This window comes from Bradyrhizobium vignae (assembly GCF_004114425.1).
Taxonomy (GTDB): domain Bacteria; phylum Pseudomonadota; class Alphaproteobacteria; order Rhizobiales; family Xanthobacteraceae; genus Bradyrhizobium; species Bradyrhizobium vignae.
Genome location: NZ_RDQF01000035.1, coordinates 42943 through 56093 on the forward strand (window position 1 = coordinate 42943; position 13151 = coordinate 56093).

Sequence of the window (13151 nt, forward strand, 5' to 3'; positions counted from 1 at the left end):
GCGCGGCGGGAACCATGGCGCAACCCTGATATTCGAGCGGCCCGGGCGGAAGAGGGTTGATCCGACCCTCATGGCGGCTATGGTCGCGCCGAAATGAGGGATTTGCCTTGAGCTCTTCAAATTCAGCGGCGCCGGTCGTCACCATTGGCACGGTCAAATTCGGCAATGATCTGCCGATCTCGGTGATTGCCGGGCCGTGCCAGCTCGAGAGCCGCCAGCATGCGCTGGAGGTCGCGTCCGCGCTGAAGGAGATCGCCGCGCGGCTGAACATCGGCCTCGTTTACAAAACCTCGTTCGACAAGGCCAACCGCACCAGCGCGGCTGCAGCGCGCGGCTTGGGCTTAGCGCAGTCGCTGCCGATCTTCGCGGAGATCCGATCCTCGTTCGGTTTGCCGGTGCTGACCGACGTGCACGAAGCCGCGCAATGCGCAGACGTGGCGCAGGCGGTGGACGTCTTGCAGATCCCGGCCTTCCTGTGCCGGCAGACCGATCTCCTTTTGGCGGCGGCCGCAACCGGCAAGGTCGTCAACGTCAAGAAGGGCCAGTTCCTGGCTCCCTGGGACATGGCCAATGTCGTCACCAAGCTCACGAGCGCTGGCAATCCCAACGTGCTCGTCACCGAGCGCGGTGCCTCATTCGGCTACAATACGCTGGTCTCCGACATGCGCGCACTGCCGATCTTGGCGCGCACCACCGGCGCGCCCGTGATCTTCGACGCCACCCATTCGGTGCAGCAGCCGGGCGGGAAAGGGACCTCGTCTGGCGGCGAGCGCGAATTCGTGCCCGTGCTGGCGCGCGCGGCTGTCGCGGTCGGCGTCGCCGGCGTCTTCATCGAGACCCATCCTGACCCTGATCACGCGCCCTCGGACGGACCCAACATGGTGCCGCTGCGCGAATTCGAGGGACTGATCGCCAGGCTGATGGCGTTCGACGCGCTCGCAAAGAATCCGCGCTGATGCAGCAAGGCGAGGCGCGGCCGCACGATCCCGGCTTGCCGACAGCACTCTACGTCATCTCAGGCGCAAGCTTCGCCGCGGCGCTGTCGGCACGCGCGCTCGATCCGGTGCTGCCGCACGTCGCCGAGGATTTTAGCGTGAGCATCGCGACCGCCGCCGGCTTTGCCGCGGTGTTCGCCTTCACCTTCTCCATCATCCAGCCGATCATCGGCGCCGCCGCCGACCTGTTCGGCAAGACGCGGCTGATGATCGGTTGCCTAGCGCTGCTCGGCCTTGCCAACATCCTGGGTGCGCTCTCAAGCTCGTTCTCATTGCTGTTCGTCACCCGCATCCTCGCGGGCATCGGCTCCGGAGGCGTGTTTCCGGTGGCGCTCAGCCTCACCAGCGATCTCGTCGGGCCCGAAAAACGCCAGGTCGCGATCAGCCGCACGCTGGCAGGCGCCATGACTGGAAATCTGCTGGGCGCCTCGGCCTCCGGCCTGATCGGCGATTTCCTCGGCTGGCGCGGCGTGCTCGCGGTGCTGGGTGCGCTCGTGATCGTCGCCTCGATCGCCGTTGCGGCCGGCTTCCACGGCGCCAAGGTCGAGCATCCGCCGAAGACGAGCCTTTCGGCGCTCAAGGCCGGCTACCGCACCATCTTCACCAATCCGAACGCCTATGTCTGCTATTCGGCGGTGTTCATCGAAGGCTGCTGCGTGCTCGGCCTGTTTCCCTACATCGCCTCGTTCCTGTTCGAGCTCGGTCAGACCTCGCTCTCGATCGCCGGCATCGTCATCGCCGGCTTTGCGGTCGGCGGCCTGTTCTACACGCTGACGGTGTCACGGCTGCTGCCGCGGCTCGGTATGAAGGGCATGATGATCGCCGGCATGACGCTGGTCGCCTCGCAGCTCATAGCCGTCGCTTTCGGCCTACGCTGGGAAGTGCAGGCGCTGAATCTCATCGTGATGGGATGGGGCTTCTACATCGCGCATGGCTGTCTTCAGGTCTTCGCCAGCGAGCTCTCGGTCGAGGCTCGCGCCACCGCGATGTCGCTGCATTCGTTCTTCTTCTTCATGGGCCAGACCGTGGGGCCACTCGCCTATGGCTTCGGCCTTCAGCACGCCGGCAAGATGCCGACCCTGTTCGCGAGCGCAGGGATCATGGTGGTGCTGGGCTTCGTCTGCGCCCGGCTGCTGAAGCAGCGGGCGCCGTCCGACGCGCGCTGAGGCATGGATGCTCGTTCCCCGGATGCAGTGCAGCGCGCCGCTGATCCGGGGTCCATAACGGCACTGGGCCCGGCTCAGCGGAGCAGTGCTTCACGCTGTGCAGCGTCCCGGACAAGAGAGGCTAAAGCATGATCCGGAAAAGTGCGAAGCGGTTTTCCGGAAAGATCATGCGTAAACAACAAGCTAAAGCGCGATGACGATTCATCCAAATCTCATCGCGCTTTAGCCCCGCCCGCGATAAGGCGCGACGCCTTGCTCGGGCACCCACAGGCCCTTCGGCACGCGGCCGGTCTGCCAGAACACGTCGATCGGGATGCCGCCACGCGGATACCAATAGCCGCCGATGCGCAGCCATTTCGGCTTGATCTCCGAGGCGATGCGCTTGCCGATCATCACGGTGCAGTCTTCGTGGAAGGCGCCGTGATTGCGAAAGCTCGCGATGTAGAGCTTGAGCGATTTCGATTCCAGCAGCCACGCGCCCGGCGCGTAGTCGATCATCAGATGCGCGAAATCCGGCTGGCCCGTGACCGGGCAGAGCGAGGTGAATTCCGGCACCGTGAAGCGCACCAGGTAATCGGTGCCCTTTTGCGGATTGGGCACGCGGTCGAGCTGGGCTTCTTCCGGTGTGTGCGGCCACTCGACCGCGCGGCCGAGCTGGAGGGATTTTTTCGCCATCATCGTCATCCTTTGCGGATGCCGGGATGGACGCAAATGCCGCTGCCGTCAACCGGCGGCAATCGTCTGGATCAGCACGATGCGGTCGTTGCCGGACTCGCAGCCCCAAAGCTCGCCCGGACGGCCGTCCAGCTGGCGCACATTGGCGTTGGGCTTGTCGCTGGCGAAGACGTTGAACTTTTCAGTAGCGGGATCGAAGCGCACGATGGCGTTGGCGGAAAAATCCGTCAGCCAGACCTTGTCCTTGTCGTCGACAAAGACAGCGTAGGCGCGGGGGCGTTCGCCCGGCAGCTTCCATGTCTTCCACGAGCCGTCGGCGGGATCGTGCACCGAGACATGCCCGCTGTTCCACTCGCTGACCCAGATCCGGCTCCTTGAATCCGACCAGACGCGCCGTGAGCCCGCATTCGGCGTCGGCGGCTGCACGACGCCGGCGCTGCCGGTCGCAAGATCGATCTTGGCGATGTAGCTGCCGGCAAGCGAGGCGTACCAGATGTCGCCCTTGGGCGTCACGGTGATGCCATAGGGTCCGATCCCCTTTGGCGCCTTGAACACCGTCATCTCGCCGGATTTCGGCGCAAGCCGCCCGTAATAGCCGGACTGTCCGGTGAACCAGTAGGTGCCGTCCTTGTCGAACACGCCGGTGTTGAGATTGGCGGACGCGAACTTTTCCGGGAGGCGAAACAGCGTCACCTTGAGATCGCCGGGGTCGACCCGCGCGATCGCGTTTTGGCCGCCTTCGGTAATCCAGGGTGCGCCGTCGGGCCCGATGGTTACGCCGTGCGGGGCAGCGCCCTGGCCGAGGCTGACCGTCTTGAAACTGCCATCTCGCGGATCGAGCCTGCCGAGCAGGCCCTTGCCCTGCGCCGTGAACCAAACCGTGCCGTCAGGGGCGGGCGTGAGATCGTGCAGGCCGATGCCGGGGCTGATAGGATAATATTTTGTTCGGAACGGGGCTTCCTGCGCAAAACCTGGGCGGATCGCGAGCAGGGCGGCACTCGAAGCAAGAAACTGGCGGCGATTCATGGCGTTACCCCGACTGTTTCAGATTGAGGTTGGACGCGCGGACCAGATGCGGTCGAGCATAAGCTGAGCCGCTTCACGCGTCAGTCGAGGAGGCTCGTCCAAGCGTTCACATTTGCTTGCAGCCCGTGTAAGACCCGCGGCACCGATCAGCCCTAACGAACGGAAGTGGACATCATGACCGCCATCATCGACATCATCGGCCGCGAAATTCTCGATAGCCGGGGCAATCCCACCGTCGAGGTCGATGTCGTGCTGGAGGATGGTGCGCTCGGCCGCGCCGCGGTGCCGTCCGGCGCCTCCACCGGCGCGCACGAGGCGGTGGAACTGCGCGACGGCGACAAGGCCCGCTATCTCGGCAAGGGCGTGACCAAGGCGGTCGGCGCCGTCAACGGGGAGATCTTCGAGGCCCTGAGTGGCCTCGATGTCGAGCAGCAGGCCCAGATCGACCAGATCATGATCGACCTCGACGGCACGCCGAACAAGAGCCGGCTGGGCGCCAACGCCATCCTCGGCGTCTCGCTCGCCTGCGCCAAGGCGGCCGCGAACTCGCTCGACATGCCGCTCTACCGTTATGTCGGCGGCACCTCGGCGCGCCTCCTGCCGGTGCCGATGATGAACATCATCAATGGCGGCGTGCATGCCGACAATCCGATCGACTTCCAGGAGTTCATGATCCTTCCGGTCGGCGCATCCTCTTTCGCCGAAGGCCTGCGTTACGGCGCGGAGGTGTTCCACACGCTGAAGTCCGAATTGAAGAAGGCCGGCCACAACACCAATGTCGGCGACGAGGGCGGCTTTGCCCCGAACCTGCCGTCGGCCGACGCCGCGCTCGACTTCGTCATGAACGCGATCGGCAAGGCCGGCTTCAAGGCGGGCTCCGACATCGTGCTCGGCCTCGACTGCGCCTCGACCGAGTTCTTCAAGGACGGCAAGTATGCCTATGAAGGTGAGGGCAAGACTCGTTCGATCTCGGAGCAGGCGAAGTATCTTGCAGACTTGGTCGCGCGCTATCCGATCGTGACCATCGAGGACGGCATGTCGGAAGACGATATGGACGGCTGGAAGGAGCTTACCGACCTCATCGGCAAGAAGTGCCAGCTGGTCGGCGACGACCTGTTCGTCACCAACGTCAAGCGCCTCGCCGAAGGCATCAAGGCCGGGCGCGCCAACTCGATCCTGATCAAGGTCAACCAGATCGGCACGCTGACCGAGACGCTGGCCGCCGTCGAAATGGCGCACAAGGCCGGCTACACCTCGGTGATGTCGCACCGCTCCGGCGAGACCGAGGATTCCACCATCGCCGACCTCGCAGTCGCCACCAATTGCGGTCAGATCAAGACCGGCTCCCTTGCGCGCGCCGACCGCACCGCCAAATACAACCAGCTCCTGCGCATCGAGCAGCAGCTCGGCAAGCAGGCGCTCTACGGCGGCAAGACGGCACTGAAGGCGCTGGCATAAGCCGGCGCTTCAACACGGACAGGGGAGGATCGACATGAGCGACGGCAAGACCGGACTGCAGTTGCGTTCGCTGCTCAAAAAGAGTGGCGAGCTGGAATTGTCTCTCGTGAATGTCCCGACGCCGGAGCCGGCCGACGATGAGGTCGTGGTTCGCGTCGAAGCCTCCCCGATCAACCCCTCAGATCTCGGACTTCTGATCGGGCCGGCCGACATGTCGGCCGCCCAGGCCTCCGGCACGAAGGAGATGCCGGTCATCACCGCCAAGATGCCGGAGGCGGCGATGCGGATGATGGCGGCCAGGTTCGATCAGTCATTGCCGGTCGGCAACGAGGGCGCCGGTACGGTGATCCAGACCGGATCGTCCGATGCCGCGAAAGCGCTGATGGGCAAGACGGTGTCGATGATCGGCGGTGCGATGTACACGCAATATCGCGTGCTCAAGGTCCGCGATGTCATGGAGCTGCCGGCGGGCACCACGGCCGTGGACGGTGCGTCCTGGTTCGTCAATCCGCTGACTGCGCTCGGCATGACCGAGACGATGCGGCGGGAGAACCACAAGGCGCTCGTGCACACGGCCGCCGCCTCCAATCTCGGCCAGATGCTCAACAAGATCTGCATCAAGGACGGCATCGGCCTCGTCAACATCGTCAGGAGCAAGGAGCAGGCCGACATCCTGCATAAGATCGGCGCCAAATATGTCGTGGATTCCAGCGCGCCTGGTTTCATGGACGATCTCACCAATGCACTTGTCGAGACCGGCGCCACCATCGCCTTCGATGCCATCGGCGGCGGCAAGCTGGCGGGCCAGATCCTGACCGCGATGGAAATTGCAGCCAACAAGACTGCGAAGGAATACAGCCGATACGGCTCCAACGTGTACAAGCAGGTCTACATCTATGGCAGCCTCGACACGCGCCCGACGGAGCTGAGCCGCTCGTTCGGGCTGAGCTGGGGCGTGGGCGGCTGGCTGCTCACGCCGTTTCTTCAGAAGATCGGTCCGGCCGAGGTGGGCCGCCTGCGCCAGCGCGTGGCGTCCGAGCTGAAGACCACGTTCGCCAGCCACTACACCAAGGTGGTCTCGCTTGCCGAGGCGCTCGATCTCGCCAACGTCGCGGTGTACGCCAAACGCGCCACCGGCGAAAAATTCCTCATCAACCCAAACAAATAATGGTGACGGGCGACGGCACGTCACCGAAGGAAAGTCTTGCCTTCTGAGCGAGGCGGGAGATTATTCCGCCGCCATTTGAAGCGGAAAACCGCTAGGCGCTCAGAAGGGACATTTCCATGACCGATCTCAATCGTCGTCACCTGCTCGCAGGCGCCGCCGCCATGGGTGCGGCTGCCGTGACCGGGCTTCGCCCAACCGTTGCCAATGCCGCAGTGCCGCAAGCCGGCACGCAGGCCCCGGGCTTCTACCGCTACAAGGTTGGCAGCTTCGAATGCACTTCGATCAACGACGGCGCGCGCACCTTCCCGATGCCGGACAAGTTCGTCGTCAACGTGCCGAAGGAAGAAGCCGCAGCAGCCGGCGAGGCGGCCTACATGCCGAAGGGCATGGTCACGGTGCCGTTCAACCCGCAGCTCGTCAACACCGGCTCCAAGTTGGTGCTGATCGATACCGGCAACGGCGTCGCCAATCTCGAGCCGAGCAAGGGTGCGGTCGGCCGCACGCTGCAAAACCTGCAGGCCGCCGGTGTCGACCCCAAGAACGTCGATATCGTGCTGCTGTCGCATCTGCACCCTGACCACACCAACGGCATCCGTTTGGCCGACGGCGGGCTGGCCTTCCCGAATGCGGAGATCATGGTGCCGGGCAAGGACTGGGAGTTCTGGACCAGCGAGGACAACGCCGCCAAGGCCGAGTCCAATCCGATGATGAAGAACTACTTCGCCAACGTGAAGAAGACCTTTGCCGGCCTTGAATCCAAGGTCACCAAGTACGAGTGGGGCAAGGAGGTCGCGCCCGGCATCACCTCGATCGCGACGCCGGGTCACACGCCCGGCCACACCTCCTTCGCGGTCGCATCTGGCGATGCCAAGGTGCTGATTCAGTCCGACGTCACCAACATCCCGGAATTCTTCCTGCGCAATCCGGACTGGCACGTGATGTTCGACACCGATCCCGCGCTGGCGCAGGCGACGCGCCACAAGTTCTACGACATGGCGGCGGCGGAGAAGGCCACCGTGATCGGCTTCCACTTCACCTTCCCATCGGTCGGCCATGTCGAGAAGGACGGCGCCAAATATCGCCTGATCCCGTCGGCGTGGAATCCGACGATCTGACCGCGGTTGAACCCTGGTGCGAAAGGTCGGGCCGCCGCTTGGCGGCCCGATTGCTTCGGATCGCTTCCGCCGGAATGGGGACCAATTTCCAGAAACACAGCGTTTCCAAATCAAGCCAGTTCATGCACTTGCATCTATTGGCCCTGATGATTTAAGTGCTTTCGCGGCATTCCCGCTCAAGCTCTCAAGGACACTCAATGGCCTACAACATCGTCACGATCGCCGGCAGCCTGCGCAAGGACGGTTTCTCGCTCAAGATCGCCAATGCGCTCGCCAAGCTCGCGCCTGGCTCGCTCAAGCTCGAGGTGATCACGCCGGCGGGCATCTCGTTCTTCAACCAGGACCTCGAGGGCGCGCCGCCCGCGGACTGGCTCGCATTCCGCGAGAAGCTCCAGAAGTCGAACGGCGTCCTGTTCGTCACACCCGAGTACAACCGCTCGATCCCGGGCGCTCTCAAGAACGCCATCGACGTCGCCTCGCGGCCCTATGGCAAGAGCTCGTTGCTCGGCAAGCCGGTCGGCATCATCTCCAACTCGCCGGGGCCACTCGGCGGCGTCAGCGCGGCCAAGCATCTGCAGAACATCCTGCCGGGCATCTCCGGTCCGGTTCTCCAGCAGCCGGAAATCTATCTCAACGGCGTCGGCGACGCCTTCGATGCGGACGGCAACCTGACCAAGGATTCCCTCAAGACCGTGCTGCAGCAGTACATCGATGCTTTCGCCGCGCATGTGGCGAAGAATCAGGGCTGAGCACTCACTCTCTCCGTCAAGGCCGGGCTTGTCCCGGCCGTCCACGTTCTTGGGGCAATTAGCACTCCCTTAACCAACCTGTCCCATCTTCCCGGGATGGTCTCCCGCGCCCGCCTGAAATCGATCCTGACCGGTCTTGCCCTCTATGCGATGGCGGCGGCGATCGTCGGCTATTTCGGCGTCAACGCCTATACCGGCAAATACGGCCTCAACGCCCGCCAGGAGCTCGATCAGGAGATCATCGCACTGACCAGCGAGCTGGCCCAGCTCAAGCGTGAGCGCGCCAGGAGCGAGCAGCGGGTGTCGCTGCTGCGGTCCGAGAAGATCGACCCGGACATGCTGGACGAGCGGGCGCGCTTCCAGCTCGACTATGTCAATCCGCGCGATCTCGTTCGGATGATCCCGGCGAACTAAAGCGCGACGAGATTTGGATGAATCGTCATCGCGCTTTAGCTTGTTGTTTACGCATGATCTTTCCGGAAAACCGCTTCGCACTTTTCCTGATCATGTTTTAGCGTATCCGCAGCTTTCGAAACCGCCACCGAAAGCCGCTGAACCGATCCCGTGCTCTTTGCTCCTGCGAAGGTCGTAAGCCCGGAACCGGGCGGACGCCTTGACGGCAGCACGGTCGCTGGCACATGGCTTCTGTGGCGTCTGCCGAAGTTGACGCGGATCAACCGGGCAGCACCGGCACGTTCTAGACTGCCATCCGGAGGAAACAGTGATGAATGGGTCAATGCCCCGGCATCACGCGGCCCGCGTCGAGGCCGCCATCGCGTCTGGCCAGGCGGCTCGGTCCGCGCTCGTGGCCTCGTGGTGCCGTTCCTCCAGATTGCATCATCTTGATCCGGGCGGCCGCACCGCGCCGATGCGGCTGACCGAAGCCGAGCTGCGCCAGGCGCGCGAGCGCATCGCGCCGCTTCTGGCCGCCGCGCAAGGCGCGATGGACCGGCTTTATCAGGCGGTCGGCGCCGCGGGCTGCTGCGTGCTGCTCGCCGACCGCGATGGCGTGCCGGTCGATCGCCGCGGCACGGTGGCGGACGACGCGACGTTTCAATCTTGGGGGCTGTGGATCGGTGCGCTCTGGAGCGAGGAGCACGAGGGTACCAATGGCATCGGCACCTGCCTCGTCGAGCAGCGTCCGCTGACGATCGATCGCGACCAGCATTTCTTTGCCCGCAATACGCTTCTGAGCTGCACCGCCGTTCCGATCTACGACCATGAGGCGGCACTCGCAGGCGTGCTCGACGTGTCCTCCTGCCGCGCCGACCGCACCGACGCCTTCGCCAGCCTGATCGCGCTCGCGGCAGGCGAGGCGGCCAAGCGTATCGAGGCCGATCTGTTTCGAAAGGCCTTTGCCCATGCCCGCATCGTGCTGACGCAAGCTGCGGACGGAAGTTGCGGCGGTCTCGTTGCGGTCGATGCGGATGATCTCGTGATCGGCGCGACCCGCTCCGCCCGGGTGGCGCTCGGAATTGCCCCCGGCCGGGCCTTGCAGCCGATGCCTGCCGCCGACCTGCTCGGCGGCGATACCGCGCACGATCACCTTGCCGGCGGCCAGCGCGCGGTGTTGCAGCGTGCACTGCTCCGCGCCGGCGGCAATGTCTCGGCAGCCGCCAAGGCTCTCGGCGTCAGCCGCGCCACATTGCACCGGAAGCTGAAGCGGTTCGAGCTGAACCACTGAGCCGCTGCTTCTCAGCCGCCATTGCGGTGTCGAGCCGGTGGCTCGAAACGCAGGTCTCGTGCCCCGGACGCAGCGCAGCGCGTCCGGGACACGATGGTGATGCCTAGCCCATCACTGTCGCAGAACTGCGACAGGTCCGCTCCGCGATCGCGTCCGCCCGGGCTGACAGAGAACGCCTCCCGCATCATCGTCGGCGCAAGTCGCGGGTCACGCGACGACAAGCGCAAACAGCAAACATCGGGAGTGATCAATGAACAAGGTGGAATTCCTCGGCGTCACCAAAGTTCCCTTTGCCGAACGCTACGACAATTTCATCGGCGGTAAATTCGTCGCGCCGATCTCGGGCAAGTATTTCGACAACGCCTCGCCGCTGACCGGCCAGGTCGTTTGCAAGATCGCGCGCTCCGACGCGCAGGACGTCGAGGCGGCGCTCGATGCGGCGCATGCCGCCAAGGCCGCCTGGGGCCGCACCAGCGTCGCCGAGCGCGCCGCGATCCTGAACAAGATCGCCGACCGGATGGAGGACAATCTCGAGCGTCTCGCCATCGCCGAGACCTGGGACAACGGCAAGCCGATCCGCGAGACCCGCGCCGCCGACCTGCCGCTCGCGATCGATCATTTCCGCTATTTCGCGGGCGTCGTGCGCGCCCAGGAAGGCTCGATCGGCGAGATCGACCACGACACCATCGCCTATCATTTCCACGAGCCGCTCGGCGTGGTCGGCCAGATCATTCCCTGGAACTTCCCGCTGCTGATGGCCTGCTGGAAGCTCGCGCCGGCGCTCGCTGCCGGCAATTGCGTCGTGCTCAAGCCCGCCGAGCAGACCCCGGCCTCGATCATGGTCTGGGCCGAGATCATCGCCGACCTGCTGCCGCCTGGCGTGCTCAACATCGTCAACGGTTTTGGCCTCGAGGCCGGCAAGCCGCTGGCGTCCAGCCCGCGCATCGCCAAGATCGCGTTCACCGGCGAGACCACGACGGGCCGGCTGATCATGCAATACGCCAGCCAGAACCTCATTCCGGTCACGCTGGAGCTCGGCGGCAAATCGCCGAACATCTTCTTCAAGGACGTCACGGCGGAAGACGACGACTTCTTCGACAAGGCGATCGAAGGCTTCGTCATGTTCGCGCTGAACCAGGGCGAGGTCTGCACCTGTCCGAGCCGGGCGCTGGTCCACGCCGACATCTATGACCGCTTCATGGAGCGGGCGCTGAAGCGCGTCGCCGCGATCAAGCAGGGCGATCCGCGCGATGCCACCACCATGATCGGCGCCCAGGCGTCTAGCGAGCAGCTATCCAAGATCCTCTCCTATATCGACATCGGCAAGCAGGAGGGCGCCAAGGTGCTCGCCGGTGGCGGACGCACCCAGCTCGGCGGCGATCTCGCCGGCGGCTTCTACGTTCAGCCGACCGTGTTCGAGGGCCACAACAAGATGCGCATCTTCCAGGAGGAGATCTTTGGTCCCGTGGTTTCGGTCACGACCTTCAAGACCGACGAGGAGGCACTCGCGATCGCCAATGACACACTCTACGGCTTAGGAGCCGGCGTCTGGAGCCGCGATGCCAATCGCTGCTACCGCTTCGGCCGGGAGATCCAGGCGGGTCGCGTGTGGACCAACTGCTACCATGCCTATCCCGCGCATGCGGCCTTCGGCGGCTACAAGCAGTCGGGCGTCGGGCGCGAGACCCACAAGATGATGCTCGACCACTACCAGCAGACCAAGAACCTCCTGGTCAGCTACAGCCCGAAGAAGCTCGGCTTCTTCTGATCGGGAATGCCGCACGCATGAGGCCGTCGTGCCCGGGCTTGTCCCGGGCATCCACGTCCTTCGTGCCGCGGGGCAAGGCGTGGATGGCCGGGACGAGCCCGGCCATGACGCTATCGAGGCGAATCCGCACGCGCACCCTGGCGCGCATAGATTTGTTGCCCGATCAGCGCCAAAGATTTTCCATTATTTCGATCACGTTGCAGTGCGGCATAATGAAAGTCGTGCGATGCCGCCGCGGTGCTTTCCAAGGGCGTTTGACTTGGGTTAGAGAGGGCGAAAGTTTTCTCTGACCCGGAATTCCTATGGCCGCACCCAAGAAAGCCGCCGCAAGCACTTCACAGGACAAGTCCGACGGCGGTTCGCCACCGGAATTCACCAGGGAGCAGGAGCTCAAGGCGCTCCGCGACATGCTCCTGATCCGGCGGTTTGAGGAAAAGGCCGGCCAGCTCTACGGCATGGGCGCGATCGGCGGCTTTTGCCACCTCTATATCGGCCAGGAGGCCGTGGTGGTCGGCATGCAGATGGCCCTGAAAGAGGGCGATCAGGTCATCACCGGCTATCGCGATCACGGCCACATGCTCGCCACCGGCATGGACGCCAACGGCGTCATGGCCGAGCTCACGGGCCGCCGCGGCGGCTATTCCAAGGGCAAGGGCGGCTCCATGCACATGTTCAGCAAGGAGAAGCACTTTTACGGCGGCCATGGCATCGTCGGCGCCCAGGTCTCGCTCGGCACCGGTCTTGCCTTCGCCAATCACTATCGCGGCAACGGCAATGTCAGCGTCACCTATTTCGGCGACGGCGCGGCCAACCAGGGCCAGGTCTATGAGAGCTTCAACATGGCGGAGCTCTGGAAGCTGCCGGTGATCTACGTCATCGAGAACAACCGCTACGCCATGGGCACCTCGGTCTCGCGCGCCTCGGCGCAGCAGGATTTCTCCAAGCGCGGCGTCTCCTTCAACATCCCCGGCAAGCAGGTCGACGGCATGGACGTCCGCGCCGTCAAGGCCGCGGGCGAGGAGGCGGCGGCCTGGTGCCGCGCCGGCAAGGGGCCCTACATCCTGGAGATGCAGACCTACCGCTATCGTGGCCACTCGATGTCCGATCCTGCAAAATATCGCACGCGCGAGGAGGTCGAGAAGGTCCGCCACGACCAGGATCCGATCGAGCAGGTGCGCAACCGCCTGTTGGCGGCCAAGGTCAGCGAGCAGGACCTGAAGGCGATCGACGCCGAGGTGCGCGACATCGTCAACGCCTCTGCCGATTTCGCCCAGCATGATCCCGAGCCGGACGCCGCCGAGCTCTGGACCGACGTTTACCGCTGAACGCGCGCAAGCTTTCTTTTGG

At 64.4% G+C, this 13151-nt stretch carries 12 protein-coding genes; 10 read left to right on the plus strand and 2 right to left on the minus strand.

Annotated elements, in window-relative coordinates; translation table 11 throughout:
- Window positions 1-107: 107 nt before the first annotated feature.
- Window positions 108-956, plus strand: a complete 849-nt coding sequence (gene kdsA, locus EAV90_RS25550; protein ID WP_122403092.1) for a 3-deoxy-8-phosphooctulonate synthase — start codon at window positions 108-110, stop codon at window positions 954-956.
- Window positions 956-2161, plus strand: a complete 1206-nt coding sequence (locus tag EAV90_RS25555) for an MFS transporter (RefSeq protein WP_122403093.1) — start codon at window positions 956-958, stop codon at window positions 2159-2161. The genes kdsA and EAV90_RS25555 overlap by 1 nt, the downstream gene beginning before the upstream one ends.
- A 222-nt stretch (window positions 2162-2383) precedes the next feature.
- Here EAV90_RS25555 and queF read toward each other — a convergent pair whose 3' ends face one another.
- A complete protein-coding gene (queF, locus tag EAV90_RS25560; protein ID WP_122403094.1) occupies window positions 2384-2845 on the minus strand; it encodes a preQ(1) synthase in 462 nt (153 codons plus the stop codon).
- 39 nt (window positions 2846-2884) lie between these two features.
- Entirely contained in the window at window positions 2885-3862 is a 978-nt protein-coding gene (locus EAV90_RS25565) for a virginiamycin B lyase family protein (protein WP_122403095.1), read from the minus strand.
- Between the two features lie 174 nt (window positions 3863-4036).
- Here EAV90_RS25565 and eno point away from each other — a divergent pair, with 174 nt between their 5' ends.
- The 8 genes from eno (at window position 4037) to pdhA (ending at window position 13129) form a co-directional block, all read left to right on the plus strand.
- A complete protein-coding gene (gene eno, locus EAV90_RS25570) occupies window positions 4037-5320 on the plus strand; it encodes a phosphopyruvate hydratase (RefSeq protein WP_122406648.1) in 1284 nt (427 codons plus the stop codon).
- Between the two features lie 34 nt (window positions 5321-5354).
- Window positions 5355-6488, plus strand: a complete 1134-nt coding sequence (locus EAV90_RS25575; protein ID WP_122403096.1) for a zinc-binding dehydrogenase — start codon at window positions 5355-5357, stop codon at window positions 6486-6488.
- 116 nt (window positions 6489-6604) lie between these two features.
- A complete protein-coding gene (locus EAV90_RS25580; RefSeq protein ID WP_122403097.1) occupies window positions 6605-7603 on the plus strand; it encodes an MBL fold metallo-hydrolase in 999 nt (332 codons plus the stop codon).
- Window positions 7604-7800: 197 nt separating this feature from the next.
- Window positions 7801-8352 carry an NADPH-dependent FMN reductase gene (locus tag EAV90_RS25585; protein ID WP_122403098.1) on the plus strand — a complete coding sequence of 184 codons (552 nt, stop codon included), beginning with the start codon at window positions 7801-7803 and terminating at the stop codon, window positions 8350-8352.
- Window positions 8353-8448: 96 nt separating this feature from the next.
- Window positions 8449-8766 (plus strand): FtsB family cell division protein, encoded by a 318-nt coding sequence (locus EAV90_RS25590; RefSeq protein WP_122403099.1) that lies wholly within the window; start codon window positions 8449-8451, stop codon window positions 8764-8766.
- A 310-nt stretch (window positions 8767-9076) separates the two neighbouring features.
- On the plus strand, window positions 9077-10036 hold the full coding sequence (locus EAV90_RS25595) for a helix-turn-helix domain-containing protein (RefSeq protein WP_162500264.1): 960 nt from the start codon (window positions 9077-9079) through the stop codon (window positions 10034-10036).
- A 250-nt stretch (window positions 10037-10286) separates the two neighbouring features.
- The gene (adh, locus tag EAV90_RS25600) at window positions 10287-11804 is read left to right on the plus strand and encodes an aldehyde dehydrogenase (RefSeq protein ID WP_122403101.1); all 1518 of its coding nucleotides are present in this window, start codon (window positions 10287-10289) and stop codon (window positions 11802-11804) included.
- A 302-nt stretch (window positions 11805-12106) separates the two neighbouring features.
- Window positions 12107-13129 carry a pyruvate dehydrogenase (acetyl-transferring) E1 component subunit alpha gene (gene pdhA / locus EAV90_RS25605; protein WP_122403103.1) on the plus strand — a complete coding sequence of 341 codons (1023 nt, stop codon included), beginning with the start codon at window positions 12107-12109 and terminating at the stop codon, window positions 13127-13129.
- The last annotated feature ends 22 nt before the right edge of the window (window positions 13130-13151 follow it).

Coding starts and splice junctions, on each gene's coding strand:
- queF (WP_122403094.1), bottom strand. CDS start 2,845: ATGACGATGATGGCGAAAAAATCCCTCCAGCTCGGCCGCGCGGTCGAG.
- EAV90_RS25595 (WP_162500264.1), top strand. CDS start 9,077: ATGAATGGGTCAATGCCCCGGCATCACGCGGCCCGCGTCGAGGCCGCC.
- pdhA (WP_122403103.1), top strand. CDS start 12,107: ATGGCCGCACCCAAGAAAGCCGCCGCAAGCACTTCACAGGACAAGTCC.
- EAV90_RS25585 (WP_122403098.1), top strand. CDS start 7,801: ATGGCCTACAACATCGTCACGATCGCCGGCAGCCTGCGCAAGGACGGT.
- adh (WP_122403101.1), top strand. CDS start 10,287: ATGAACAAGGTGGAATTCCTCGGCGTCACCAAAGTTCCCTTTGCCGAA.
- EAV90_RS25565 (WP_122403095.1), bottom strand. CDS start 3,862: ATGAATCGCCGCCAGTTTCTTGCTTCGAGTGCCGCCCTGCTCGCGATC.
- EAV90_RS25575 (WP_122403096.1), top strand. CDS start 5,355: ATGAGCGACGGCAAGACCGGACTGCAGTTGCGTTCGCTGCTCAAAAAG.
- eno (WP_122406648.1), top strand. CDS start 4,037: ATGACCGCCATCATCGACATCATCGGCCGCGAAATTCTCGATAGCCGG.
- EAV90_RS25580 (WP_122403097.1), top strand. CDS start 6,605: ATGACCGATCTCAATCGTCGTCACCTGCTCGCAGGCGCCGCCGCCATG.
- EAV90_RS25555 (WP_122403093.1), top strand. CDS start 956: ATGCAGCAAGGCGAGGCGCGGCCGCACGATCCCGGCTTGCCGACAGCA.
- EAV90_RS25590 (WP_122403099.1), top strand. CDS start 8,449: ATGGTCTCCCGCGCCCGCCTGAAATCGATCCTGACCGGTCTTGCCCTC.